This is a genomic window from Klebsiella terrigena, from assembly GCF_012029655.1.
GTDB classification, from domain to species: Bacteria; Pseudomonadota; Gammaproteobacteria; order Enterobacterales; family Enterobacteriaceae; genus Klebsiella; species Klebsiella terrigena.
Map to the genome: position 1 here is coordinate 2,853,779 of NZ_CP050508.1, position 24,457 is coordinate 2,878,235.

A 24,457-nucleotide genomic window follows, 5' to 3' on the forward strand; every position below is an offset into this window, starting at 1 on the left:
GAAATATCAGCAGGAATAGTCACGTCCAAATAAAATATTAGTTTCCCGCCTGTTTATTGTTGGTAATAAATAGTGGGCAGCTCAATGCAAAATGAATTAAAACCGATCGTCCCGGCGATATCGGGTTATTTTCGGCCGCGCCTAATACGGCATGAACCGTAAAAAGCCCGCTACCATCTGGCGGCAGGAGCACCACCATGACTGTACAAACCCAGAATCGTAATAAAAAAAGCACGCTGTCTATGCGTGCCGCCCAGGAAGCCAAAAATGGCATCGCAGAAACCCTGGTCAACCTCAACACCACCCGGGAAGGGCTGCAGGAAGCCCACGCGAGTACGCGGCTGGAGCGGGATGGTCTGAACGAAGTCGCCCATGACAAGCCGCCTCACGCGCTGATCCAGCTGCTGATCGCCTTTAACAATCCGTTTATCTACGTGCTCGGCATTCTCGCCAGCATCAGCTTCTTTACCGACTACTGGCTGCCAACCAGCCACGGCGAAGAGGGCGATCTGACGACTGTGATTATCATTGGCACCATGATTGCACTCAGCGGCCTGGTGCGTTTCTGGCAGGAACACCGCTCGGCTAAATCCGCCGAGGCACTGAAAGCGATGGTACGCACCACCGCCACGGTCGTTCGTCGCGAACACGCCGGGCAAAAAGGGACCCCGCGTGAAATCCCGATGCGTGAACTGGTCGCGGGCGATATCGTGCAGCTCTATGCAGGCGACATGATCCCGGCGGACGTCCGCCTGATCGAGTCACGCGACCTGTTTATCAGCCAGGCCGTTCTGACCGGTGAAGCGCTGCCGATTGAGAAGTACGACACGCTGGGCGACGTGGCGCAAAAATCCGCGCACGACAGGGCGTTCGACAGTGAGAATCTGTTGGATATCCCTAACATCTGCTTTATGGGAACCAACGTCGTCAGCGGCACCGCGCAGGCGGTGGTGGTGGCGACCGGGCCACGAACCTACTTTGGCTCGCTGGCAAAAGCGATTGTCGGTACCCGGGCACAAACGGCGTTTGACCGCGGCGTGAACAGCGTCAGCTGGCTGCTGATCCGCTTTATGCTGGTGATGGTGCCGGTGGTGTTCCTGATTAACGGTCTGATGAAAGGCGAATGGTGGGATGCTCTGCTGTTTGCTCTGGCGGTCGCGGTTGGCCTGACCCCGGAAATGCTGCCGATGATCGTCAGCGCCAACCTCGCCAAAGGTGCGGTGGCCATGGCGAAGCGCAAAGTCGTGGTTAAGCGTCTTAACGCGATTCAGAACCTGGGCGCGATGGATGTGCTGTGCACCGACAAAACCGGCACGCTGACGCAGGATAAAATCATCCTTGAGCACCACGTCGACACGCACGGGCAGAAAAACGCGTCCGTGCTGGCGCTGGCCTGGCTCAACAGCCACCATCAAAGCGGCATCAAAAACCTGATGGATCAGGCGGTCATCTATTTCTCTGAAAATGAGTCGGGCTTTGTGAAACCTCAGGGTTACAGCAAGGTCGATGAGATGCCGTTCGACTTCGTACGCCGCCGGCTGTCTATTGTGGTGAAAGACAATCAGGGTAACCACCTGCTGGTGTGCAAAGGCGCGGTGGAAGAGATGCTGAGCATTGCGACCCAAATGGAAGAGAATGGCAAGGTCGTCACGCTGGATAATCAGCGTCGAGACGCCATGCTGGCAATGACCAATGACTACAACAAAGACGGCTTCCGCGTCCTGGTGGTAGCGACTCGCGACATTGCTAAAGTTGAGGCGAAAAAGCAGTACGGCACCGACGATGAGCACGACCTCATTATTCGCGGTTTCCTTACCTTCCTCGATCCACCGAAGGAGAGCGCAGGCCCGGCTATTTCAGCCCTGATGGACATTGGCGTCGCGGTGAAAGTTCTGACCGGCGATAATGCGATTGTGACCACACGCATTTGCCGCCAGGTTGGGCTGGAGCCCGGCGAGCCGGTGCTCGGTCCTCAGATTGAGCAGCTGAGCGATGCTTCCCTGCAGCAGTTAGTGGAAGAGCGCACGGTGTTTGCCAAGCTGACGCCGCTGCAGAAATCTCGCGTGCTGAAGGCCCTGCAGGCTAACGGCCACACCGTGGGCTTCCTCGGCGATGGCATCAACGATGCGCCAGCCCTGCGTGATGCTGACGTGGGTATCTCGGTCGACAGCGGCACCGATATCGCCAAGGAATCTGCCGACATCATCCTGCTGGAAAAGAGCCTGATGGTGCTGGAAGAAGGGGTCATCAAAGGCCGCGAGACCTTTGGCAACATCATGAAGTACCTCAACATGACCGCCAGCTCCAACTTCGGCAACGTGTTCTCGGTGCTGGTCGCCAGCGCGTTCATCCCGTTCCTGCCGATGCTCGCGATTCAGCTGCTGCTGCAAAACCTGATGTACGACATCTCCCAGCTCGCGCTGCCGTGGGACAAAACGGATAAAGAGTTCCTGAGCAAGCCGCGCAAGTGGGATGCAAAAAACATTGGTCGCTTCATGGTCTGGATTGGCCCGACGTCGTCCATTTTTGACATGACCACCTTTGCGCTGATGTGGTTTGTGTTTAGCGCCAACAGCGAGCACATGCAGACTCTTTTCCAGTCCGGTTGGTTCGTCGAAGGCCTACTGTCACAGACGCTGGTCGTGCATATGCTGCGTACTCAGAAAATCCCGTTTATTCAAAGCACCGCCGCATGGCCGGTGATGATGATGACCGGGCTGATAATGGCTATTGGTATTTACGTACCATTCTCACCGCTTGGGCCGTTAGTCGGCCTGCAGGCGCTGCCGTGGCAGTACTTCCCATGGCTGGTCGGCACGCTGCTCGCATACTGCTGCGTAGCACAGGGCATGAAGGTGTTCTATATCCGTCGCTTCAAGCAGTGGTACTAGGTCGACGCTCAAAAAGGTAATACGGTGCCACTTCGGTGGCACCTTTCAGGCAGGCAACACAAGCTGGAAAGTATTATGGAAAAGCAATATTCCATTATTTCTTTGATTAAAAATAAAACCATTACGCTGATGATCTTATTTTTAATAAAAATTACCCGCACTCTTCGCGTAAGTGCCCTGGCATGGTACGCAGGAGGACGACTTAGCTACCGACACGCTAAAGCATTACTGAATTTCGCCAGCGGCATACAGCGCTATTCGATCAGGCTACTGCAATTTATTACGACACCCGCCCAGAAGAGGGGGAATTAATCATGTCCGGCACTACTTTGTTAATTCACCTGGCTGGCGCCATTGCTTTGTTGCTTTGGGGCAGCCATATGATTTCGACGGCGCTTCAGCGCGGCTTCGGTACACCGCTGCGTAACTGGATGGGACGCCACCTGACTAATCGCTGGATAGCGCTGCTTTCTGGCGTCGGCATTACCGGTATTCTACAAAGCAGCACCGCGGTCAGCATGATGGCGACGTCCTTCACCGCTGCGGGTACCCTAAGTCTTGCCCCGGCTCTTGCGGTGATGCTTGGTGCCAATATCGGCTCGACACTGGTGGTACAGCTGATGAGTTTCAACACTGAAATTGCCATCCCGCTACTTTTCCTGGCCGGTTTTATCGTCTTTAAGCTGCGCGACAATTCCAGTTTTGAGAGCGTAGGCTGCGCCTTGATTGGGCTCGGCCTGATGCTGCTAGCCCTTCATCTACTTGGCGGAACGCTGGAAGCGATTAAAGTGACCCCCGTTTTCCATGCCGTGATGCAGGGACTGCAGGGGGATATCTTAATCTCTCTGCTCGTGGCTGCAGTCCTGACACTCATTTGCCACTCCAGCGTGGCAACTATTTTGCTGATCGCCTCCCTGGCCGGTACGGGCGCGATGACCCCAGCTACCGCACTCGTGCTGGTACTTGGCGCGAATATCGGCGGCGCGTTGCCGCCGGTGCTGAATGCCGGCTATGCGGCGGCTCGCCGCCTGCCCATTGGCAACCTGATGGTTCGCCTGTCTGGTTGTGCACTGATGCTATTACTGCTGCCGGTGTTAACGGATGTCGCACTGAGAACAAGGCTGAATACGCCACAGCTTGTGGTGTGGTTCCACACTGCCTTTAGCGCACTGCTTGCACTGCTGTTTATTGGCTTCACCGCGCCAATGGCCCGCTTTCTGGAGCGACTCCTTCCTGAAGAGGAACGTGTTGGCGACCTGGGTATGCCAATGTATCTGGACGATGCCGGCCTGGAAGTGGCCTATATTGGCCTGTCTAACGCGGTTCGTGAATCGCTCCGAGCCGCTGACATGCTCACAATCATGCTGGATCGCCTATTAGTACTGTTTGAGACCCAGGAAAGACAGGCCGCCAAAGAGATCCGTCATCTTGACCAGTCGGTCGATATGCTTAGTGCGGCGGTTCGCGCCTATCTGGCAGATATTGGGCAGGATGGGCTCAACGATTCGGACGCCGATCGTGCGCAGGAAATCCTGATGTTCGTCATCAATGTCGAACATGCAGGAGATATCCTTTCCAGCAATCTGACCCAGCTGGCAATGCGCCGTGCGCACCGGGGCGAACTGTTTAGTGATTTTGAGTTGCACAATATTCGTCTGCTGCACGCGGAGCTGCTCACCAGTCTACGTCTGGGTGTTACCGCGTTTATGCATGAGGATTTGTCTGCTGCCCACCATCTGGTGCTTCGCAAGGAGACCATCCGTCAGCTCGAAGCGTCCGCCAGTCGCGAGCATTTTAAAAAACTGCGCGAGGACAAAAATGCCTGGGCAGAATCAGGCGATATTTTCCAGCGGGTATTGAGAGACTACCGCCGCGTACACCACCATATTGCCGCCGTAGCCTATCCAGTCATTGAGCGCCTTGGCGATAAGTCGCAGCATTTTATTCGAACGACATCGAACGTTTAATAATAATTACCGCCACGTGCGGATGAACATCCTTTCAAGGAAAACAACTTTAAGGTACAGAACAGTGAGAGTTTTAATCTGCTCAGGTCGCTTTTATGCTGACACCCATACGCTTACCCATGTACTGGATTTATATGCCCGTACGCAAATAATAGATGTGCTTATCCACGGAGGCCACCAAACGCTGGGCGGCGCGATAGAAACCTGGGCCCGCGGTATCGACGTTCATGTTATTCGCTATCCGGCAAACTGGATGCTGCACGGGAAGTACGCGGAAACTAAGCGTAATCTTTTTATGCTGGAAGACAGCCGCCCTGACGTGCTACTGGCTTTTTCAGGCGGTGAAGACACGGCGGAGTGCATAAAAATGGCGCAAAGGGCAGGGATCCAGGTGATTGAGGTTTAGCCCAACCCGGTCAGGCGGCGCCAGGCATAAATTAGTCACATTTATTACGGTCGGTCAGCATAATGTGTATTTTTCGTGCTTAAGATGTCCGCATGTAGGTTATGTTTCAGCCTTTGCTGAAGATGTCTTTGCTCCGGGTCTGGAGTTGCTGCAGGACTTCCAGCATGTCGTTCTGGTCCAGACTTCGTTGTGATTTCTTGCCGGGTTGCTTCTTTTTTCTGCGAGAGGTCTGGCCGTCAATGGACGGCAGGGCCTGTGAGCGGATATTGTCCCGTTTGTCCTGCACCAGTTTTATCATCTCCAGAGCACGTCCCAGACGCTGTTGTCGATGATGGCGCCCTGGTCCAGCTCTCCAGGCCGGTCGTAAATGGTAAAGGGCAGGGAAGTGCCGTTGACCCGGAGCTCAAGGTCACCATCCGGGTATTGCCAGACCTCGATGTACTTCCCCTAAAAACGTCGATTTTCTTCATTATCTTCAAGCAGATAAAGCTTTTTATCGTACGGTAATGTCAGGTTTTTCGAGACCTTACGCTGCTCGCGCCAGGTGAATGTCGCCTGCAGGTTTTCGTCGTTATCCATCTGGCGAAGTACATCAAAATCGTGACGTGACGGCTTTGCAAACCGACGCCATGAACTCATCAGCAAAGGCGTTTTCGGCCTCAGGTGTGCTGATACCGCGGAGCCACAGTTCCCGAACAAGCGCTGTTCACTGCCATCAATCTGGATGAGTTCGCCGGTGCAGGCCCGACGTGGGCGTGGCTGATGCATACGAGGTGGCCGTAACTTACGTGGGGTCCATAAACCGTCCCGGGTCATGAGCTTACGCACAGTCTCTTTAGCAAGATAAAGATCATGAATCTCAGCAAGCTTCTCGCAGGCTAATGTCGGTCCAAAGTCGGCGTAACGTTCGCGGATAATGCGCAGCGCACGCTCAGCGAGGCCGGGCATCAACTGTCGGTTACCAGGCTGACCACGTCGACGGTTAACCAGCGATAGCGGTCCGTGTTCACGACAGCGCTCGAATAGCCGGCGGCAGTGCCTGTCAGAGATCTCAAGTCGGGTTGCTGCAAGACGCGTGGTAAGACGCCGGTCGATAACGTCCTGCAGGATCCTGAGTCGGTTTACATCGTTCATCGAGAAAAACTCTGTTCCGTATGCCGTCCTGAGTCTCATCCTTTGAAAGCAGCGATCGCTGTGGCGAGACTGTAGCGGGATTGGTCAGCGACGGACATCTAAATTTAGCCTCTACATCATTAGTGCGTATAATGTATATTATGTTAAATAACCTCCATGAGTCTATTACTTCATGGTTTACTCATGCGGCCACAGAAATCAGCATGTTGTGATTTTTGAATTAGTATTCAGTGGACTTATTTGCCCTTCCCGATAGCTTTTTATGCCCATCATTAATGTTGTAACTGTCGGGTGTGCAGAAGCGCCCTTTTGGCATTTCCAGCTTATTATTTTCAAAATATTTATACCAGCGCGAGGCTGTAGCCCAGATGGCTTCAGGACTCGATGCACGAGTTTCCAGCCCTGGGGTGAGATCCATCCCCGCACCACTATATAAACTTTCCAGCATGCAGGCGGTAGGCAGCCCAATACCATCATTAATCGGCGTGGGAGTTCTTGCGACGCCCCACGCAAAAGCCAGCCAACGGAGAATATGCTCGAGTGCGTCAATATAGTTGCGTCCCCTCTGAAAATGAGGAACCGAATTCAGTACGTCTTCTTGAGCTTTTGGAAAAGCTATCAATGCGATATTTTTCCATTGCTCAGAATCCTTAAAAATTGAGACCGGTGATTCCACAACGCCATTGCGCTCAGTGGCAAAAACACCTCCCTGGGGTTGGAAAAGTGGAATATGCAGCACTTTCGATTTCTCCACATTTTCAGCGTTAGCACACAGCAGCACCGAGGTAGACCAATACGAAGGCAACATATCAAAGCGCAGTTGTGACTGGCCAGCACGAATTCGCCACGACAACGTATCCGTACCACCAAGCAGCAAAATGTATGACTGCGTCAAAGGCTCTTTACCTTTAAGCGCATTAAAGGCACGTAACAACCACTCAAGGTTGTTCTCATTATCGGCGCGTTTTTGCTCAACCAGTTTAGGGTTCTTTTCTGAACCTGGGGCATAATTCATGACCATTATTATTCTCCAGAAGCTAAGTATTAACGTTGATAATCGGATACGTTCTCGTAGAAACGGCAGGAGAAGCTGGGTAAGTAATGGGATAATAATTCACCGTCATATTTACCCCTGAACCTGAACGAGTAAATTCGATAATTGCGACGTGATTGCCTCTCATTCCGTAGAACTTTTCAAACGGGCTGAACTGATTTTTTTCACCAACATATTTCGGAGGGGTATCGGGATCGGAATGTCTTTTCCAGTCAGAATTTTTACCGAATAATCCCCCTATTGTGTGTTTGGCAATATTCGACTGGTCAACTCCTGGCGTCAGGCACAAACTGGTCGGCGAGCAGATGACCTCTGTCAGAGTGGTCCTTTTCGTCCGGGTATGGTTAGCTTGAGCCACTCTGTTCCAGTGCACATCTCCCGTCAGGAAGATCACCTGCACACCACTCTCACCAAGTTTATCAATTGATTCCATAAGTTTCGCAAACTGTGTTGTATAGTTCGCGAGCTCAGCATCTCCCATTTTGTTTAATAACAATCCCGTTGGTTCGCAAAACAAGGCCTGCCCTGTGGCAAGTACACCGATAAGCGGCTTACCGTTAATTTGGTGATCCAACAGATTATCCCGCCATTTCTCGACGGCCTTCCACGCGCTGTCAGGCATAAGTCCAGCCGGGCTGGTAAAGTTTTTCTGTCGATAGCTTCGCGTGTCCAGGAACAACATACTGAGTGGCTCAATTTCCAAAAGCGTCCAGGGTTGTTGGGAAGCAGGAGTGCCTCCCAGTTGAAAATCCTGTAAAAGCTCTCTTGCGGCAACTTCCCAATGATTAATCCCATTTGCACCTGGCTCCGGTCCCGTCCCCTCTTTCCAGACTTGTTCCCAAGGGTAGTGATCAATCTGCGTTCCCCGAAAGGCAAGCACGCAAAGGCCACTGGCATGACAGGCGGCAAACCCGTAAGCATCACCAGCAACATCGTTCAACAGTTCGGGCGCGCCAAACCCCGCCGCTTTTAATATGCCCGTCAACTTCTCTTTTTCTCCAGAATCTTTTTTTTCTGCCCTTAGATATGCCAGCCGTGATAATTCTGCTGCCAGCGCGATTTCATCTGGCCAGTCAGAATCACACAATAATGTTATATCTTGTTCAGGATGATAAAGTGAGTGATTATCTGCACTATAAGCAACAGGCATATATTCTCCCTATCTGTTGATACAAACGTTTATGGTCTCACGCTACTGTCAGAAAGCCGAATTAATAATTATAAAAGCCATCACCCAGGCAAGGCATTGTCACTAAAAGAAAATCAGAATCTATATCTTGTCCGAATAACCGCCATACGTTGGCATATGGTCATGCCTGTCAGTATGGTTATAGGTTAAGGTATTGCCCTCTTCACAGCACTGCTCCAGTCCCTGCTTCCTCTTGCGCGGCAAAAGCGGCATATCCTTTCACATTTAAGGTCATCTTTGAATCTCCGAAAAAGAAGTGAAGCGACATGATGGTCACGTGGTGGCCATCATGTTGTGGGATGATTAAGAGGGTTTATTGCGGACGCAATTCGCCATATTTATTCGGAAAGCGAGTCTTTGTTTGCTGGGAGGAAAAAAAAGCCAGGATATGACCAGTTTCCTTTTCAGCAGCCTTTCAATGGCTGGTTCATCTGCGACAGGTGCGTCAAGCATATCAATAAATTCAGCGTATTGCTGATCATTGAAATTGAAAACACGGCGATCAAGAATCACATTCTCTACCGCCTGGCAGGCCATTTCTAAAATAAAGTCTGTGCGCGATTTGTGAAGGATTTCCGCAGGCGTATCTATAAGTGCTCGCTGGGATTCTTTTGCTCTAAGGTTGAGCTGATCATCGGATTTCATAAGATGACCTCATATATAGCAATCTCTTTACGATTATGACACGACAATGCCGTATAGCAAATGCTATACGGATGAGCCTCCTATCTCTTTGTAGAACAATATGAGACTGATATTATGCCACAGATTTTTCTTGAACAATGACATTCGTTATCCAGCCAACTGCTTTTGAGCCTCCTGTTCCATCTTCGGTGACAAAGGCATCGGAACAATCAGGATTTCCGTCAATCAATTGTTTAACGGCGCTCAAGCGTGCATTTTTCCCAACAATAGCAAATGCCTTGAATATTTTCGTGAGACTCGCATCCTGAAGTAGGTCATTTAATGTTAAACTATTTTTTTGTGTTTGATCAATAAATTGTTTAGATAGAAATTTATAAACCAAACTCAAATGAATGATGTAGATTATTTTTCCTGTACTATCAACAACTGGAAGTCGATTTCGCTGATGGTTTTCCAAAAAATCAACAATGTCTTTTTTTATATTTACTAAGCCAGGATCATTGCTGGGCGGAAATAATTTTAAAGTTGTATCAGCAGACATATCTAACATAGCATCAGTGACCGGTATACTTTCAAGTCGCTGCTCTGGGGTTAGTTGACGTAATAAATTAGTCGCCTGCTGTGCGGCTGCAGCATAATTCTCCCGAGAGAAATAGAACGCCAGAACGGTCCCAACCCAAGTACCAATAAGTGGCAGGATAATAGTGAGAACATCTTTGATATCACTAAATTTTTTCGCATTTTCTTCGGTGTAAAACACAGAAGCAATTGCGCAAAGGCCGAGGAGAGACACAATAATCAAAGAGATATAAAGAACATGCTTCCCAATTTCTGTTCTAGTCCTGGCTTCTGAATCGGAAAAAGAATTCTCAGTGACTTGTATGTTGTCTGCCATGGTTTACTCCTATTAAATGGATTGCATAAATTATCTTACGATTAAGACTTCGATAATATAACGACTAAAACGGGAAGTAACTATTATGCACGCATGTAATGGATAAAAAATGAGTTAGTCAGAGACTATTCACCGATTATCCTAATAAAATCCTTGTTATAAGCGGAGCGCGTTCTGCCGGCAACTTCATAACCGTTCTTGCTACCATCGTCATTTGTATTACCTTCGATAGTCTGGAAAACGTCATATGTACCGCCAAAACCTATACCAGTATGGCTGTAGTCACCCGCAGCACGTCTGACTAAGAAAATGTATGTTTGACCGAGGGACGTCCAGGCACTCTTGTCAGATAGCAGGTCAGCTTCTCTAACCAGGTGACCACTCAATTGGGCCTGGGACGCAAGGATATTACACGATAGTGATCCTGCAATGGGCAATGATAGCCCCAACTCTATGCCAGCCTGTTCAATGATAAAACTGACAAAACCTGCACACCAGAACCATTCAGGACCATCATATCCCCCGGTATACACACGAACCCACGGTCCCCTATTGTCGCCACCATACTCCCTGGGGTGATTGGCAAGATGCTGCTTAGCGACACTATGAATGCGCTCTGCTAATGTCGTTCCCTGACTGTCTGCGAGGGCTGAAATGAGGGGGGTTACAAGTCTATCCCATGTTGACTGATCTACTGTTCCACTCTGAGGTAGTTCGTTGCTCATCTGAAAATGCTTAACGCAACAGGCCGTCGCTGGGCCATAGTCACCGTCGATTTTAGTCCCAACATTATGGTGGTAGAGCCACTCTTGCACGCGCTTAACGCCTTCCCCCTTACTCCCAATCCCAAGGGGGCCAGGGAAATCAATTTCGCGCTTTATAATATTTGAATATTGGTTTTCTTTCATTGGGGACTCCTTTTTAGGAATGAGACTGACTTCACTAACCATGCAATAGTTAATATCGTCGCAGCATAAATTTACTTATTGACTCGCTTGTAGATTATTACGTTACATACACCTCATACTTCACCACAATCAGCTTTCGCGTGCATAACATAATGACGATTGCTCAATACCAGCATAAAAACAAACACATCCCGACTTAATAAGTTAGGGGTAAATAAAACTAGTTCACCCTAATATTTATAAGTATAATGGTGGCAATTGAATGTTCACTCATTCATATGAATGACTGAGTGAAATAAATCAGCCATAGATAGCCCGAATGATGAGCAGCAACTCAGACTGATTGCGGGTATGCGTTTTCCGGTACAGAGCGCTGAGATGGGTTCTGATGGTGGTGATGGAGACACCCAGATGCAAAGCACACTCATCCGGGGTCATTCCCCTGAGCAGCAATTCTGCGACCGTATTCTCGGCAGGTTTGACATTAAACAGCTCCATTAATGTGCTGCGAGCGACGAAAGGTTCTGGGATGATAATACTGGCTACTCCGGGGAGGCGCGTAGCCGGAAGGACCAGGATCGGTTTCGCATTACGCCCGAAGGTGTAGCACAACCCTGCCCTGGGAGCGGTATCTGTCTGGGTGGCTTTTCCGATGGCCTGTTTAAGTTTTTTACTGTCGGTATCCAGACTGAGGGTGTCAGTGCCGGCGGACCAGATCAACCGGGCGTTTTCACGTTGGTAGCTTTCCGCATGAGCACTGGCGTAAAGAATTTTCCCAGCCTGATCGACAAGCCAGACCGGGTAAATACCATTGTCCATGACGGCATTCTGATATTTAATTGTGTCTCGAAGCTGTTCAAATCTGGCATGAAGTTGGCTGGCAGTTATTAGCGCCGGAATGAGGCGCCGGAACACGGCAAACTGGATAGACTGCGGATAGATAGCGTCATTGGCCGTCATCAGCGATAAATAGGTGGAATACCCGTTGACGGTACAGAGCTTGACACTGGTCAGATAATTCAGGTCATTCGGATGATGAAACTCATTGTAATAAATACTGTTGGCAATAAATTTATCCCCCAAGAACTCCCGGTCTCGGTACATCTGTCCGATAGGTAACCCAGTCAGTATTTTTTCAGCGGGGTCAATTGCCAAAAACACATCACGGTAGGCCGTAAAGACCTTTTCATCAAATAGAAATGAATCTGTCATCAGATGCGCATTACCTTTATCATAAAATAATAATGCCGCGTACTGATGACCTGTTAGTAACGTCAGTTTCTGTAGTGCGGGTTTCCACAATTGAGAATCCATCGTGGCCATCAGAATAGTTTCCAGGATATCGAGGTAGATGAGTTCCGGATCAATGGCCATAATGATACCTGCTGCTCAGTGTTTAACCTGACGAAAAGTGCATATGATACCCATACAACCATCATAGTCCCTATGACCATCGGGGTACATTTGGAACTCGCTGACACGGCTGAAGAAGGCAAACTGGCTGAACCAAGCAGTGAGCCGGGCCGACGCCGACGGGCCAGTGACACCACACACGTTTCGGCACAGCTACATCATGCGCATGCTCTATCACCGGCAGCCTAAAAAAGTCATTCAGGCACTGGTCGGTCATAAGAATCCACGCTCGATGGATGTCTACACCCGCATGTTAGCTGCAACCCTAGCCGTCCCGTTTACGGGCGATGGTCGTGATACGGCGGATATTCCCCGGCGACCTGATTTCAGGTTTGTGCTGCCTTTCTTTCCAGCCCACTGCATCGATCTGGCTGTGCGACTGCAGCACATACGGGTATTTACAGAGTACCGCCAGGTCCGTCTTCCGCGGATGTTTTTCCACTTCCTCATACCGCAGACAATATGTGCTATACGGCGCATGATTGCATCAGGCTAGTTTCCTTGATCGCACAGAGTCCGGCTTCTGCCAGTAAGGAAAACCAACACAGGTAACGCGTTAACTTACTCTTCTCTGACAGCCGTTAGATTTTCGCTTAGTCCAGACAGCATGACGAACTTATTCAGAAGGTATGGCTCCGGACTGTGCGTTAGCCTTTCTCTGCTATGTTTTCCAGGCCCGCCGACTGCGGAGCAGTACCACGTGATAACCCATCACAAATTTTGCTGCTCTCTGGGCAGCAGGGAGCGAGGCGAGACGCCGAAGGCTTTGCGGAAGGCGTGGCTGAAATGAGAGAAATCGGAGAAGCCGAAATCCAGTGCCGCCTGGGACACGCTGCTGACGCGTCCGCGTTCGATGGCCTCTCGGCTCGCCCGCAGCCTCTCCTGCCAAATCACGGCCATCGGCGTTTTTTTGTGGCGGGCGAAAGCACGCGTGACGGTGCGAACGGAAACGTGGTGCGCCCGTGCCAGGCTCTCAATGTTCAAATCTGGCTCAACAAGTTGCCGCCGGATGTAATTCATCATCCGGGCGTAGAGATCGCGCTCAGCACTAACGTTATCCAGATCCTGCAATTCCAGACTCAGTACCAGCAGATCCAGCATTGTCTGGGAGAAACGACCAGAAATATCAGGGTTGTTCAGGCAGTCGGGCATCGCTGTCGCCTGACGCAGCATTTCACGCAGCGGGATCACGCCGGGGCGGCTGTCGTCCAGTACCATAGCGGTGAGGTTTTCAATCCTCGGCAAACGACCACTCAGCAGATGCCGGGGCACCCGTACCAGATGGTTATCGCGCCCACCCAGGCTGAAACTGAAAGTCTGTGCGGCGTCGTATAGCACCAGACTATCCGCCGCCAGCGCCGCCTTGCGCCCCCCCTGTTCAAGCTGGCCGTACCCTCCCTGCATATAGCCCAGCCACAGATCGTCGTCCGGGCCCTGTCTCAGATAACGGGCGGTGCGTTCCCAGCGGTGCAACGGCGCGGACAACGAACAGATATCCACCATGCCCACCCCGCGCACCGCAAGCCGGGCATCAAAGTCGACCCCTGCCATGGGCACACTGGCGGCCGGAATGCAGTGACGCAACACAACGTCGTTCCAATACTCGAAGCGGCGCGACTCGGCAACGCCAACGGTCGAATAGTAGGAGCTGCCGGCAGACTGCATGATGCTATTCATTGTTGCTCACCTCACACCTTGGTTCCCGCATATACAACAGGCACGGATTGACTGGCAGCAACTATCGTGCCAGCACACAGATGCCCCACTCCATCGCTCACGCGCATCTGCGCTAAGTCAGCGGAAATATGGCTGAAAATCCGTCGGCGCCCCTGGCGTCCCCTATCGCGGATGGCGTCGAGAAAGCGGCAACCGCACTCCAGGCGTGCACACCTGCGCTACCACGGCGCATCACGCTATGAGCCTTTTCAGCCTCACCGCCCGTTGTCCCTGCCAGCCAAACGACTGTCCCTATGAAACAAGTACGCAGCAAATTTCTCCCTAATATCAGTAACCGTAAGGTCTTCCGGCCACGTCGGTTCCGGGAATAAACAAAGAGATATCAGACATGAGGGTAACGTTATGACGGTTAGCGGCACCACATCTCGCATCAGCCTGGTCGCCTGCACACTCTGGCTGGCGATGAGCCCGGCCCATGCGGTCGATCTCAACTCACAGGATCTCATTCCGGCTCCTGCCGGTACCGATGCCATTCTGGGGTATTTCACCTACACCACACGAGACAGCTTTACCCCCACAGGTGGCGACGAAATTAAGCAAGACACCGGGCTGGACTCCTTCGTCAGCATCTTTCGTTACGTCCACTACATGGATGTGGGTGGCTTCACCGTCGCGCCGCAGGTGCTGATGCCCTACGGACGCCTTTATAACGGCTCCCTGGGCGGCGCCCGACTCGATTCCGCCAGCGGCCTGGGCGACCCCATTTTGGCCGCACCGGTCTGGCTGGTGAACAACCCCAGCACCACCTTCGCCATCGTGCCCTACCTGTACGTCCCTGCCGGTTCCTACGATGCCGGGCGCACGCTCAACGTTGGTGAGAACCGCTGGAAGTTCGACCTGCAGCTCGGCGGCGTGCAACAGCTTGGTAACGGTTTCGCCACGCAGCTGTCCGCGGATGCGCTGTGGTATGGCGATAACGACGATGCCACGGGCATCGGTACCGGCCGTCTCAAACAAGACAATACCTACCAATTTCAGGGCTGGCTAAGCTGGACGCCGCCCGCAGACAAGACATGGACCGTCTCCACCGGTTACGCCAAATTGTGGGGCGGTAAACAGCAGATCGACGGCGTCGAGAACGGACAAGCGACGCGTTCGGATCAGGTAAGGCTGGAATTGTCGAAATTCATTACCCCTACGGTGCAAGTGCAGGGCTTGTTCCAACGCGACATCAACGTCGATGGCGGTTTTAAGGAAGATCTACACACCACCCTGCGCGTGTTGAAACTGTTCTGATTGAACAGCGACCGCGACATCCCCTTCCACTCACATGTTACGGAGAAATCCACCATGAGCGAACAGCAGCAAAAGCCGTCTCTCTATGAACGTCTCGGCGGGTATGACGCCGTTTACGCCTTCGCCGGCGAAGTGTTGAAGACCTGTATGAAGCATCCCGACATCGGCCATATCTGGGCGCACGTGTCCGAGTCTTCATTCCAGAAAGAGCATATCAACTTCGTTGACTTCTTGTGCAAGCACTGGGGTGGCAACACCGTCTATCGGGGACGAGATATGGTGACCGCGCACCGCGGCATGGGGCTGACCGAGGTGCACTGGAAAGCCGTGTTCGAGTCTATCGACGAGTGTTACGAAAACTTCAGTGTGCCGCAGGATATTCGTGAAGAGGTCACCGCCTTCCTGACCCAGTTCAAGCCCGCCGTTATCGGCAGTCCTTCGTACCGCGATGTGGTGCTCTCGCACCCTGACATGGACGTCACCAAGGGCATGAAAAGTGTCGGTATCCACTGGCCCAAAACAGATAAGCCGTCTTAGGACCCTATGGACACCCGCGCAGCAAGCGGGTGTCCATTTCAGCCAAACGACTGACCCGCATAACCAAGTCATGATGGCGAAACGGGCTTATGTTCAGAACAGGTGTATGAGCAAGTAAGAGAAAAAGGAAACAGTATGGCTATTCAACGTCCCACAGCCGAACAATTGCAAGAACTTGCCAGTCGGCTGCATATCAGCCTGACCCCTGCTCAGTCCGAGGAGTATCTGGCGCTGATGCAGGCGAACTTCGACGCCTACGATCTGGTCGACTCGCTGCCCGACGAGATCCCGGAAGTCCGCTACCCACGCGCCGCTGGTTATCGCCCGACTGGCGAGGAAAATCAGCTCAACGCGTGGTATTACAAAACCGAGGTGAAAGGTGCGGCGACTGGCGCGCTGGCCGGATATACCATCGCTCTTAAGGACAATATCTCGCTGGCCGGAGTACCGATGATGAACGGGACCTCCACGCTGGAAGGTTTTGTCCCGGCCTATGACGCAACCGTTGCCACGCGCCTGTTGGACGCCGGCGCAACTATTCTCGGCAAAGCCACTTGCGAGCACTTCTGCCTCTCCGGCGGCAGCCACACTTCCGACCCGGCCCCGGTGCACAATCCCCATCGTCATGGCTATTCCGCCGGAGGTTCATCCTCCGGCAGCGCCGCACTGGTGGCGGCGGGAGAAGTGGACATGGCGATAGGCTGCGATCAGGGCGGTTCAATTCGCATCCCTTCCGCCTTCTGTGGTACCTACGGCATGAAACCGACCCACGGACTGGTGCCTTACACCGGCATCATGCCGATTGAAGCGACCATCGACCACGCAGGCCCGATCACCGCCAACGTGCGCGACAACGCGTTGATGCTGGAAACCATCGCCGGCGACGATGGGCTCGACCCGCGCCAGTATGCCCCCCTCGTGGAGACTTACACCTCCGCGCTGGGCAAGGGCGTGCGTAATCTGAAAATCGGCATTCTGACCGAAGGATTCCAGCTGCCAAACATGGATACACAGGTGGCGGCGAAGGTGCGCGCTGCCGTCGCCCGCCTGCAAGAACTGGGAGCCATCGTCGGCGAAATTTCCGTGCCGGAACATGCTCTGGCGGGCGCGCTCTGGTCCCCCATCGGCTGCGAGGGGCTCACGGCGCAGATGATGCACGGCAACGGCATGGGCTTTAACTGGAAAGGCCAGTACGACGTCGCTCTGCTGGACAAACACGCTCACTGGCGCGAGAGCGCCGATGCCCTCTCCCCGTCGCTTAAAATCTGCATGTTTGTCGGGCAGTACGGGCTGGAACGCTATCATGGTCGCTATTACGCCAGGGCGCAGAATATCGCGCGCCGGGCCCGCGCCGCCTACGACCGGGCACTGGGAGACTTCGACCTGCTGGTGATGCCCACCGTACCTATCGTCGCTCAGCCGATACCGGAGCCGGACTGCTCCATCACCGAATATATCTCGCGCGCTTTCGAAATGATCGGCAACACCGCCCCGCAGGACATCACCGGTCACCCGGCCATGTCTATCCCCTGTGGCATGGTCGACGGGCTCCCGGTGGGCATGATGCTGGTAGGACGTCATTACGCTGAAAGCACTATCTATCAGGCCGCCTCCGCTTTCGAAGCCTGCGGCGACTGGCGGAAGTTTTAACCTTAACTCTCGGGAAGCATAAAATGAGCCATAAACACGACCACGACCACACCGAACCACCAGTAGACATCGAGTTACGTGTCCGCGCACTGGAATCCCTGCTACAGGAAAAAGGACTAATCGACCCTGCGGCTCTGGATGAGTTGATTGACACCTATGAGCACAAAGTCGGCCCGCGCAATGGCGCACAGGTTGTCGCCAGAGCGTGGAGCGACCCGGAATACAAACGTCGACTGATGGAAAACGCCACCGCCGCCATCTCAGAACTGGGTTTCTCCGGTATACAGGGCGAAGACATGTTGGTGGTTGAGAATACGCCGGACGTGCACAACGTGACCGTCTGTACGCTGTGCTCCTGCTACCCCTGGCCGGTACTGGGTCTGCCACCTGTCTGGTACAAATCAGCCCCCTATCGTTCACGTATTGTCATCGACCCACGCGGCGTTCTGGCCGAGTTCGGGTTACACATTCCCGAAAGCAAAGAGATTCGCGTCTGGGACAGCAGCGCCGAGTTGCGTTATCTGGTACTGCCTGAACGTCCGGCGGGCACAGACGGCTGGAGCGAAGCGCAGTTGAGCGAACTGATCTCGCGCGATTCGATGATTGGCACCGGTGTGGTTACCGCACCATAACGAGAGGAGAAAACCATGAACGGAATACACGATCTCGGCGGTATGCACGGCTTCGGCCCGATCCCTACCGAGGAAAACGAACCCTATTTCCACCATGAGTGGGAGCGCCGGGTATTTCCAATGTTCGCCTCGTTGTTTGTCGGCGGACACTTCAACGTCGACGAATTTCGCCATTCCATCGAATGTATGCCTCCTGCCGACTATCTGCAGTCGAGTTACTACGAGCACTGGCTGCATGCATTCGAAACCCTGCTGCTGGCAAAGGGGGTGATCACCGTTGACGAGTTGTGGGGTGGCGCGAAGCCCACCCTCTGTAAGCCAGGCACACCTGTGCTGACGCAGGACATGGTATCGATGGTCGTCAGCACCGGCGGCTCTGCTCGCGTCAGTCACGACGTTGCGCCCCGCTTCCGGGTGGGAGATCGGGTACGAACGAAAAATTTCAACCCGACCACCCATACCCGTCTGCCCCGTTACGCACGCGATAAAGTCGGCCGCATAGAAATTGCTCACGGTGTGTTTATCACGCCAGATACCGCGGCGCATGGCCTGGGCGAACATCCCCAGCATGTCTACAGCGTCAGTTTCACCGCGCAGGAGCTGTGGGGAGAGCCGCGCCCGGACAACGTGTTCATCGATCTGTGGGACGACTATCTGGAGGAAGCATGAATACTGCGACACCACACGATTACGCCGCCGTCGGGTTACCGCGCGATGAGGAAGGGCCCGTATTCGATAAGCCCTGGCAGGCAAAAGCGTTCTCACTGATCGTCCATCTGCACCGGGCCGGGCTCTTCCCGTGGGCAGAATGGGTACGGACATTCAGCGAGGAGATCAAAGCTGCGCCAGCCCAGCCTGATGAAAGCGTGAATGATGCCTACTATCGCCAGTGGGCAGCGGCGATGGAAAAAATGATAACCGCCCTCGACCTGATCGTGCCGGAGGAGTTCACCCGGCGGACACAGGAATGGCGGCAGGCGTATCTCAACACGCCTCACGGCCAGCCAATTGTACTGGCGAACGCCAGTTGCCCACCGGCACATACCCATCATCACCTTCCGCTGGGCGTGCCGGTGACGGTTAGCCCGGCGCACTCGTCCAACAGCAAAATCGACAATGGAGTTACATCATGAGTGATATCACCCTGAATACCCACGCCCCGGTCGCCCCGATCCCTGTCGCGGAACTGCTGCCCTGGGCGCTGTTCACCGCCTTGCTGGCGCTGCTGGCTATCTATTTTGTTGGCGCAGAGCAAGGCGCAACGTCGATGTTTTCCGGTACCCAGGTGCATGAATTCTTCCACGACGCACGTCATCTGCTGGGCTTTCCCTGCCACTGAGGAGGCGGAAATGATTGGGAAACTGTTATTTAAAGGGATGATGGCCGGCATTCTGGCCGGACTGGTGGCATTTGCCTTTGCACACCATTTCGGCGAACCGCAGGTCGATCGCGCCATTGGGCTGGAAAAAAGCATGTCCGCTCACACTCACCAACACGGCGCGTCAGCAGACGGCGGAGAAGAAGAAGAGGTGTTTAGCCGACAGACCCAGTCCGGGATCGGCCTAATGGCCGGTATGGCGCTGTTCGGCGCCGCACTGGGCGGCGGCCTGGCGCTGGTGTGGGCTTTTAGCTACCAGCGCTTTGGGCCATCGAACCCGCGTTTGCTGGCGTTGTGCCTGGCGCTGGTCGGCTTTCTGGCCATGAGCCTGATGCCAGGTCTGAAATACCCGCCCAATCCGCCCGCAGTCGGCAACCCGGATACCATCGGCTATCGTACCGGGCTGTACTTCGTCATGATGTTGCTTTCCATCGGCATCGTCATCGCGTCCGCGTGGTTATCACATCAGCTAATGCCGCGCCTCGGCAGAGGAAATGCGATGATGTGGGCAACGCTGTTCGCCGTGGCGCTGATGCTCGTGGTTTGTGCCCTGATGCCGACAGTGAACGAAGTGTCCGACCACTTCCCGGCGGACCTGCTGTGGCGTTTTCGCATAAGCTCCTTCGGCACGCATCTGGTGCTCTGGAGCGTCATCGGTGTAGCGTTCGGTGTCTTAGCCGAACGCACGCCGGCGACACGCGGACAGCGCCCGGCCTTCCGGCGCGGTTAACATTATGAGAGCGTCGCTAACGCTGATTTGTCAGGGAGAAACGGCAGCTTCCAGAGGTTCACATTTTCCCTGTGATGACCCTCTGGAGGCGCGGGAGTGGCAGCGGGCGCAGCGGTTACCAGGCAGTGCCGCCCGTTATCACAGCGTCTGGATCTCCCCAGACACCGCCGCCCGACAAACCGCAGCAGCGCTCTCTTTACAGGGCACCCTGGTGGCAGAGCTGGCGGAACCTGACTACGGCAGCTGGGCCGGTCGGCCAATACGTGAGGTGATGGCGCAAGACGCCGAAGCTTTCCACGCCTGGCTGGAAGGCGCCCCGCCCCCGGGCGGAGAGTCGCGTGCTCAGCTGTTGGCGCGCTATGGCAGTTGGCTGGCCAAATGCGTCGATATGCAAGGTCGTCACTGTGCAATTGTGCCCGCCGCCGCAATTCGCGCCATGATCGTCGACGTTCTCGGCGCGCCACCTCAATCATTTTCACGCATCGACATCCACCCGCTCAGCATCACCGAACTGCGCAGCGACGGACGGCGCTGGAATTTTTGTTTATTGAAAGACCGCGCAACTGGCGGTTAGGTCAACTCGCCCCTCGGTGCACTGAGGGGCGGTTTCGGTCAGCCAGATGAATCCTGACGCTGCACATCAACCGCCACTTCCAGAGCCAGCGTTGCCCCGCCATCGAAAATAACGCCCTGTAACGGAGTCACATCGGCATAATCCCTTCCCCACGCCGTGACGATATGCTGCCCCTGAGGCATAAGATCGTTGGTCGGATCAAACTCCAGCCAGCCGATATCAGGGATAAAAATGGCAAACCAGGCATGTGACGCATCGGTTCCGACGAGTTTTTCCTGCCCCTCCGGCGGCAACGTTTCAATATAGCCGCTGATATAACGCGCGGGTAAGCCGACAGAGCGCAGGCAAGCGATCGCCAGATGGGCAAAATCCTGACAGACGCCGCGCTTTTCCTCTAAAACCTGCTCGGGTGGTGTTGTGACGCTGGTCGCAACCGGGTCGAAAGTAAACTCCGTAAAAATACGATGTGTGAAGTCCATCGCCGCCTGGATCACCCCTGCATTATCGTGAAAAATATCGGCAGCATAGCTGGCCAGCCGTTCGGAACGGAGGATTAAACCGGAATCGAGCAAATACTCTTTCGCCATTCGCAGATCCGCCGTCCCGGACTCCTGCAGCAATCGACGATACTCACCGCAGGTGAGCGGGTGGTCATATAGCAGGTTCGCGTGGTTTATTTCATCAATATCAAAGTAGCTTTCCATCTCAATGGTTAGCTTGTCGTGCGGAACCTGGATCGAGAAATAAAACGTCAGATTGCCGAAATAATCACTCCCCTCGCTCTGATAAACGGGCATCGGCGTCACCGTAATCCGCCGCAGTAAACAGCGTTGATTTGCCGTATCGCGCGGCAGAAGATGCGTCATGTTGTAGCATAACGTCACGGGTGAATTGTACTGGTACTCCGTCAGATGACGTACCCGGTATTTCATAAGTCAGTCTTCCATTGCGCGTTAATCAACTGCTGGGGTCCATCTGCATGATCGAAATACTTGTCGCTCAGCAGGGTCGTAAATTGCTCCAGTTGGCTGATTATCTGCGTCATGAGCGTATCCAGCTGTCCACGCAGCTCCGTTTGTTCATCGACCTGCGCCAACATGTCCAGTTCGGCCAGCTGAATATCGGTCAGTGATTTCATTATCGGACGCATGTCGGATGTCAGGCTGGAAGTCTGACCATCCTGTCGCGGTAGTTCGAGGAGGTATTTGCGCAGTCGATCGATCTGATAAATCAACGAACGCGGGTTGCTGGCGTCCAGCATCAATAAATCCAGACCAGAAATGATGTTCATGCGTCCGCGATAGCGGCGACGGAAAGAGATCAGTGCCTCTACGCTCATCAGTACCGATTCTAAAATTTGCTGTTGCTGTAAACCAGGAAGAGCGTGGGTCAGCGTGTGTTTGAGTAAAATGGCGGTTAGACGCGCCCGCTCCGCACGGCGGCCAATCTCCTGAAACCGCCAGTCCATTCCACGCAGCATGCTTTCATGATTCAGCCCGGACAAGGCCAGTAAAGAGGTGACCAGATTGTCCAGTGACTCTTCCGGCAGTTCCGGCAGCCCATCCTGATAGGCCACCTCCACCGCCCGAATACAATCGCGTAACTCATTGAGAATAATTCGGGTATCGGCCGAGAGCATCTCTTTTACCTGCTCGCCACAGGTCAGCATGCTTTGGATATTAAATTTAATCGATCCGGCGCGTTGGCCATCACAAACCAACGAAGAAAGCTCATGATTCTGGTCAGCGCCCGCGTCTGTTTCAGGCAACGTGCCGGTGAGCGGAAATAATGCCCCCAGCAGGACATCGCGGCTCTCAGGCATAAACAACTCAACTCCGTTAAGCTGTTTGAAAAGAGTGCGTATCACGCGCAGGCTCATTTCAGCGCGTTCCGCATAGCGGCCAAACCAGAACAGGTTCTCGATAACGCGGCTGGGCAGATTTCCCTCATCACGAGGAATGGAGTCCGTCAGCGGCTGCTGCGCTATATCGGGTTTTTCCCCCAGTATCCACGTATCTTTACTGCGTGCGCCGGATAAATCACTAACAATAAATTCATCAGCGGACTCAGCTACCCGTGATAGCGTTCCGGGCATGACGCAGTACCCCTCCGGGGTGGCGACGGTAAACGCGCGGAAAATACTGGGCCGATATTCAATTTGTTGATTATCCCAGACCGGTACGCGCGAGCCGGGTATGTATACCTGAGCCACGTAGTTGTGCGGGTTGGCGGTGATTTGCTCAATGGTGAGCATCCGATTGCGCTCATCCAGGCTATGACCGTAAATGCTTTTGCTATCAAAACTACGCCAGGACGGTTTGATTATCAGGTGTTCAAGGTTACGGATCACAAAATCGCGATCCTCAGCGCGACCGCACCACCAGGTCTTAACCGTCGGGATCAATAGCGGTTCGCCAAGCAAACACTGACTAATTTCTGCGAGAAACGCCAGCAGCGCCGGCGCTTCAAGAACCCCTGAGCCCAGAGGGTTTGCCAGCACGACGTTACCGCTGCGTACCACTTCAAGCAGCCCCGGCACGCCTAGCCGCGAGTCGGAACGCAGTTCCGTTTGGTCGCAATAAGTATCATCCATACGGCGTAAAATCACATCAACTTCCGACAGGCCATTAAGGGACTTCAACCATACCCTGCCGTTACGCACGGTCAGATCGCCTCCCTGAACCAGCTGAAAGCCGAGATAGTTCGCGAGATAAGCATGCTCAAAATAGGTACTGCTGTATGCGCCGGGCGTCAGCACCACGATCCGCGGGGTCTCTGTTTTGTGACTGGCAAGACCGGCTAACGTATGCCGCAGTGCGTGAAAGAAGCCGGAAAGCCGCCGGACGTTGCTGTTGCGAAACAGCGACGGCAGCACGCGAGAAACGGCGATTCTGTTTTCAAGCACATAACCGGTGCCGCTCGGCGCCTGGGTACGATCGCCAATAGCCACAAACTGTCCATCACCGCCGCGAACGAGATCGACTGCGTGGAAGATGAGATTATGCGCGCCCGGCAGACGTATACCGTGGCACTGACGCAGAAAGCCAGGATGAGAGAAAACGATTTCTGACGGGATTACGCCCTCTTTCAGCAGCCGCTGTTCACCGTAGAAATCTTTAAGTATCAGGTCGAAAAGCAGCGAGCGCTGCGCCAGGCCACGTTCAACGGTTAACCACTCGTCCTCCACCAACAGATTTGGAATGATGTCCAGCGACCAGACGTTCGGCGACAGCGGATCGCCATTGAGGTTATAGGTTGCGCCATCGTCGCGCAAAATACGCCTTGCCTGACGAAGACGGTTTTCCATCCCTTCTATACCCATCTCGCCGACGCTGTTCATGACCTCAGTCCAGTGTGGGCGGATGGTGTTCGCCGGATCGCAAGCTTCGTTATAGACGTCTGTCGTAGAGGGATCGACAGAGAAAGACGCCGGCTCACAGGCCGGCGTGATTGATTCAGAAAAAGAAGCTGTCATGTATTC

The 24,457-nt window shown here is 53.6% G+C and carries 21 protein-coding genes and 4 pseudogenes; 14 read left to right on the forward strand and 11 right to left on the reverse strand.

Annotation, left to right across the window (positions count from 1 at the left end):
* Positions 1-197 precede the first annotated feature (197 nt).
* From mgtA to HCK03_RS13510, 4 genes are all read left to right on the forward strand, one after another.
* On the forward strand, positions 198-2,891 hold the full coding sequence (mgtA, locus tag HCK03_RS13495) for a magnesium-translocating P-type ATPase (RefSeq protein ID WP_167691730.1): 2,694 nt from the start codon (positions 198-200) through the stop codon (positions 2,889-2,891).
* Positions 2,892-2,966: 75 nt separating this feature from the next.
* Complete coding sequence (locus HCK03_RS13500; protein WP_115192739.1) at positions 2,967-3,203, forward strand: hypothetical protein; 237 nt, start codon at positions 2,967-2,969, stop codon at positions 3,201-3,203.
* Between the two features lie 2 nt (positions 3,204-3,205).
* Positions 3,206-4,858: a Na/Pi cotransporter family protein gene (locus tag HCK03_RS13505; RefSeq protein ID WP_167691731.1), complete on the forward strand. Its 1,653-nt coding sequence runs from the start codon at positions 3,206-3,208 to the stop codon at positions 4,856-4,858.
* A gap of 64 nt (positions 4,859-4,922) precedes the next feature.
* Entirely contained in the window at positions 4,923-5,264 is a 342-nt protein-coding gene (locus HCK03_RS13510) for an SLOG family protein (protein WP_041145553.1), read from the forward strand.
* 106 nt (positions 5,265-5,370) lie between these two features.
* Here the strand turns inward: HCK03_RS13510 and HCK03_RS13515 are convergent.
* The 8 genes and pseudogenes from HCK03_RS13515 to HCK03_RS13545 all read right to left on the reverse strand — a co-directional run bounded on the left by HCK03_RS13515 (position 5,371) and on the right by HCK03_RS13545 (position 12,463).
* A pseudogene (locus tag HCK03_RS13515) lies at positions 5,371-6,398 on the reverse strand (ISNCY family transposase).
* 220 nt (positions 6,399-6,618) lie between these two features.
* The gene (locus HCK03_RS13520) at positions 6,619-7,419 is read right to left on the reverse strand and encodes a hypothetical protein (RefSeq protein WP_167691732.1); all 801 of its coding nucleotides are present in this window, start codon (positions 7,417-7,419) and stop codon (positions 6,619-6,621) included.
* 16 nt (positions 7,420-7,435) lie between these two features.
* Positions 7,436-8,602 carry a hypothetical protein gene (locus HCK03_RS13525; RefSeq protein WP_167691733.1) on the reverse strand — a complete coding sequence of 389 codons (1,167 nt, stop codon included), beginning with the start codon at positions 8,600-8,602 and terminating at the stop codon, positions 7,436-7,438.
* Between the two features lie 123 nt (positions 8,603-8,725).
* A pseudogene (locus HCK03_RS26640) lies at positions 8,726-8,830 on the reverse strand (NAD(P)-dependent alcohol dehydrogenase); the annotation flags it as partial.
* Positions 8,831-9,037: 207 nt separating this feature from the next.
* Positions 9,038-9,286 (reverse strand): annotated as a pseudogene (locus HCK03_RS13530) (type II toxin-antitoxin system TacA family antitoxin); the annotation flags it as partial.
* Positions 9,287-9,398: 112 nt separating this feature from the next.
* Positions 9,399-10,181 (reverse strand): CBS domain-containing protein, encoded by a 783-nt coding sequence (locus HCK03_RS13535; protein ID WP_134525989.1) that lies wholly within the window; start codon positions 10,179-10,181, stop codon positions 9,399-9,401.
* Positions 10,182-10,306: 125 nt separating this feature from the next.
* The gene (locus HCK03_RS13540) at positions 10,307-11,089 is read right to left on the reverse strand and encodes a peptidoglycan-binding domain-containing protein (RefSeq protein WP_166793728.1); all 783 of its coding nucleotides are present in this window, start codon (positions 11,087-11,089) and stop codon (positions 10,307-10,309) included.
* Between the two features lie 300 nt (positions 11,090-11,389).
* On the reverse strand, positions 11,390-12,463 hold the full coding sequence (locus HCK03_RS13545) for a helix-turn-helix transcriptional regulator (protein WP_167691735.1): 1,074 nt from the start codon (positions 12,461-12,463) through the stop codon (positions 11,390-11,392).
* A 121-nt stretch (positions 12,464-12,584) separates the two neighbouring features.
* Here HCK03_RS13545 and HCK03_RS26375 point away from each other — a divergent pair.
* A pseudogene (locus HCK03_RS26375) lies at positions 12,585-12,818 on the forward strand (tyrosine-type recombinase/integrase); the annotation flags it as partial.
* A 395-nt stretch (positions 12,819-13,213) separates the two neighbouring features.
* Here HCK03_RS26375 and HCK03_RS13555 read toward each other — a convergent pair.
* Positions 13,214-14,179 carry a helix-turn-helix domain-containing protein gene (locus tag HCK03_RS13555; RefSeq protein ID WP_167691736.1) on the reverse strand — a complete coding sequence of 322 codons (966 nt, stop codon included), beginning with the start codon at positions 14,177-14,179 and terminating at the stop codon, positions 13,214-13,216.
* 402 nt (positions 14,180-14,581) lie between these two features.
* Between HCK03_RS13555 and HCK03_RS13560 the strand changes: the two genes are divergently transcribed.
* From HCK03_RS13560 to HCK03_RS13600, 9 genes are all read left to right on the forward strand, one after another.
* Positions 14,582-15,475 carry a transporter gene (locus HCK03_RS13560; protein ID WP_167691737.1) on the forward strand — a complete coding sequence of 298 codons (894 nt, stop codon included), beginning with the start codon at positions 14,582-14,584 and terminating at the stop codon, positions 15,473-15,475.
* Positions 15,476-15,529: 54 nt separating this feature from the next.
* Positions 15,530-16,012 (forward strand): group I truncated hemoglobin, encoded by a 483-nt coding sequence (locus tag HCK03_RS13565; RefSeq protein ID WP_041145538.1) that lies wholly within the window; start codon positions 15,530-15,532, stop codon positions 16,010-16,012.
* A gap of 135 nt (positions 16,013-16,147) precedes the next feature.
* The gene (locus HCK03_RS13570; protein WP_167691738.1) at positions 16,148-17,662 is read left to right on the forward strand and encodes an amidase; all 1,515 of its coding nucleotides are present in this window, start codon (positions 16,148-16,150) and stop codon (positions 17,660-17,662) included.
* Between the two features lie 23 nt (positions 17,663-17,685).
* Positions 17,686-18,294 carry a nitrile hydratase subunit alpha gene (gene nthA, locus HCK03_RS13575; protein WP_041145536.1) on the forward strand — a complete coding sequence of 203 codons (609 nt, stop codon included), beginning with the start codon at positions 17,686-17,688 and terminating at the stop codon, positions 18,292-18,294.
* Between the two features lie 15 nt (positions 18,295-18,309).
* A complete protein-coding gene (gene nthB, locus HCK03_RS13580; protein WP_135184648.1) occupies positions 18,310-18,963 on the forward strand; it encodes a nitrile hydratase subunit beta in 654 nt (217 codons plus the stop codon).
* Positions 18,960-19,427, forward strand: a complete 468-nt coding sequence (locus tag HCK03_RS13585) for a nitrile hydratase accessory protein (protein WP_167691739.1) — start codon at positions 18,960-18,962, stop codon at positions 19,425-19,427. Before nthB ends, HCK03_RS13585 begins: the two co-directional genes overlap by 4 nt.
* Positions 19,424-19,633 carry a CbtB domain-containing protein gene (locus tag HCK03_RS13590; protein ID WP_041145533.1) on the forward strand — a complete coding sequence of 70 codons (210 nt, stop codon included), beginning with the start codon at positions 19,424-19,426 and terminating at the stop codon, positions 19,631-19,633. The genes HCK03_RS13585 and HCK03_RS13590 overlap by 4 nt, the downstream gene beginning before the upstream one ends.
* Positions 19,634-19,643: 10 nt before the next feature.
* A complete protein-coding gene (locus HCK03_RS13595; RefSeq protein ID WP_167691740.1) occupies positions 19,644-20,402 on the forward strand; it encodes a CbtA family protein in 759 nt (252 codons plus the stop codon).
* Between the two features lie 4 nt (positions 20,403-20,406).
* The gene (locus HCK03_RS13600) at positions 20,407-20,976 is read left to right on the forward strand and encodes a histidine phosphatase family protein (protein ID WP_167691741.1); all 570 of its coding nucleotides are present in this window, start codon (positions 20,407-20,409) and stop codon (positions 20,974-20,976) included.
* A 38-nt stretch (positions 20,977-21,014) separates the two neighbouring features.
* Here the strand turns inward: HCK03_RS13600 and HCK03_RS13605 are convergent, their stop codons facing one another.
* Both HCK03_RS13605 and HCK03_RS13610 read right to left on the reverse strand, forming a co-directional pair.
* A complete protein-coding gene (locus HCK03_RS13605) occupies positions 21,015-21,908 on the reverse strand; it encodes a transglutaminase family protein (protein WP_041145530.1) in 894 nt (297 codons plus the stop codon).
* Positions 21,905-24,451: a circularly permuted type 2 ATP-grasp protein gene (locus tag HCK03_RS13610; RefSeq protein WP_041145529.1), complete on the reverse strand. Its 2,547-nt coding sequence runs from the start codon at positions 24,449-24,451 to the stop codon at positions 21,905-21,907. The genes HCK03_RS13605 and HCK03_RS13610 overlap by 4 nt, the downstream gene beginning before the upstream one ends.
* Between the last annotated feature and the right edge of the window lie 6 nt (positions 24,452-24,457).

What these genes read in the sequence shown, in the direction of transcription:
- HCK03_RS13525 (WP_167691733.1), bottom strand. Translation starts at nt 8,602, where the DNA reads ATGCCTGTTGCTTATAGTGCAGATAATCACTCACTTTATCATCCTGAA.
- HCK03_RS13610 (WP_041145529.1), bottom strand. Translation starts at nt 24,451, where the DNA reads ATGACAGCTTCTTTTTCTGAATCAATCACGCCGGCCTGTGAGCCGGCG.
- HCK03_RS13605 (WP_041145530.1), bottom strand. Translation starts at nt 21,908, where the DNA reads ATGAAATACCGGGTACGTCATCTGACGGAGTACCAGTACAATTCACCC.
- HCK03_RS13535 (WP_134525989.1), bottom strand. Translation starts at nt 10,181, where the DNA reads ATGGCAGACAACATACAAGTCACTGAGAATTCTTTTTCCGATTCAGAA.
- HCK03_RS13595 (WP_167691740.1), top strand. Translation starts at nt 19,644, where the DNA reads ATGATTGGGAAACTGTTATTTAAAGGGATGATGGCCGGCATTCTGGCC.
- HCK03_RS13520 (WP_167691732.1), bottom strand. Translation starts at nt 7,419, where the DNA reads ATGGTCATGAATTATGCCCCAGGTTCAGAAAAGAACCCTAAACTGGTT.
- nthA (WP_041145536.1), top strand. Translation starts at nt 17,686, where the DNA reads ATGAGCCATAAACACGACCACGACCACACCGAACCACCAGTAGACATC.
- HCK03_RS13500 (WP_115192739.1), top strand. Translation starts at nt 2,967, where the DNA reads ATGGAAAAGCAATATTCCATTATTTCTTTGATTAAAAATAAAACCATT.
- HCK03_RS13505 (WP_167691731.1), top strand. Translation starts at nt 3,206, where the DNA reads ATGTCCGGCACTACTTTGTTAATTCACCTGGCTGGCGCCATTGCTTTG.
- HCK03_RS13565 (WP_041145538.1), top strand. Translation starts at nt 15,530, where the DNA reads ATGAGCGAACAGCAGCAAAAGCCGTCTCTCTATGAACGTCTCGGCGGG.
- HCK03_RS13570 (WP_167691738.1), top strand. Translation starts at nt 16,148, where the DNA reads ATGGCTATTCAACGTCCCACAGCCGAACAATTGCAAGAACTTGCCAGT.
- nthB (WP_135184648.1), top strand. Translation starts at nt 18,310, where the DNA reads ATGAACGGAATACACGATCTCGGCGGTATGCACGGCTTCGGCCCGATC.
- HCK03_RS13540 (WP_166793728.1), bottom strand. Translation starts at nt 11,089, where the DNA reads ATGAAAGAAAACCAATATTCAAATATTATAAAGCGCGAAATTGATTTC.
- HCK03_RS13585 (WP_167691739.1), top strand. Translation starts at nt 18,960, where the DNA reads ATGAATACTGCGACACCACACGATTACGCCGCCGTCGGGTTACCGCGC.
- HCK03_RS13560 (WP_167691737.1), top strand. Translation starts at nt 14,582, where the DNA reads ATGACGGTTAGCGGCACCACATCTCGCATCAGCCTGGTCGCCTGCACA.
- HCK03_RS13545 (WP_167691735.1), bottom strand. Translation starts at nt 12,463, where the DNA reads ATGGCCATTGATCCGGAACTCATCTACCTCGATATCCTGGAAACTATT.
- mgtA (WP_167691730.1), top strand. Translation starts at nt 198, where the DNA reads ATGACTGTACAAACCCAGAATCGTAATAAAAAAAGCACGCTGTCTATG.
- HCK03_RS13590 (WP_041145533.1), top strand. Translation starts at nt 19,424, where the DNA reads ATGAGTGATATCACCCTGAATACCCACGCCCCGGTCGCCCCGATCCCT.
- HCK03_RS13555 (WP_167691736.1), bottom strand. Translation starts at nt 14,179, where the DNA reads ATGAATAGCATCATGCAGTCTGCCGGCAGCTCCTACTATTCGACCGTT.
- HCK03_RS13600 (WP_167691741.1), top strand. Translation starts at nt 20,407, where the DNA reads ATGAGAGCGTCGCTAACGCTGATTTGTCAGGGAGAAACGGCAGCTTCC.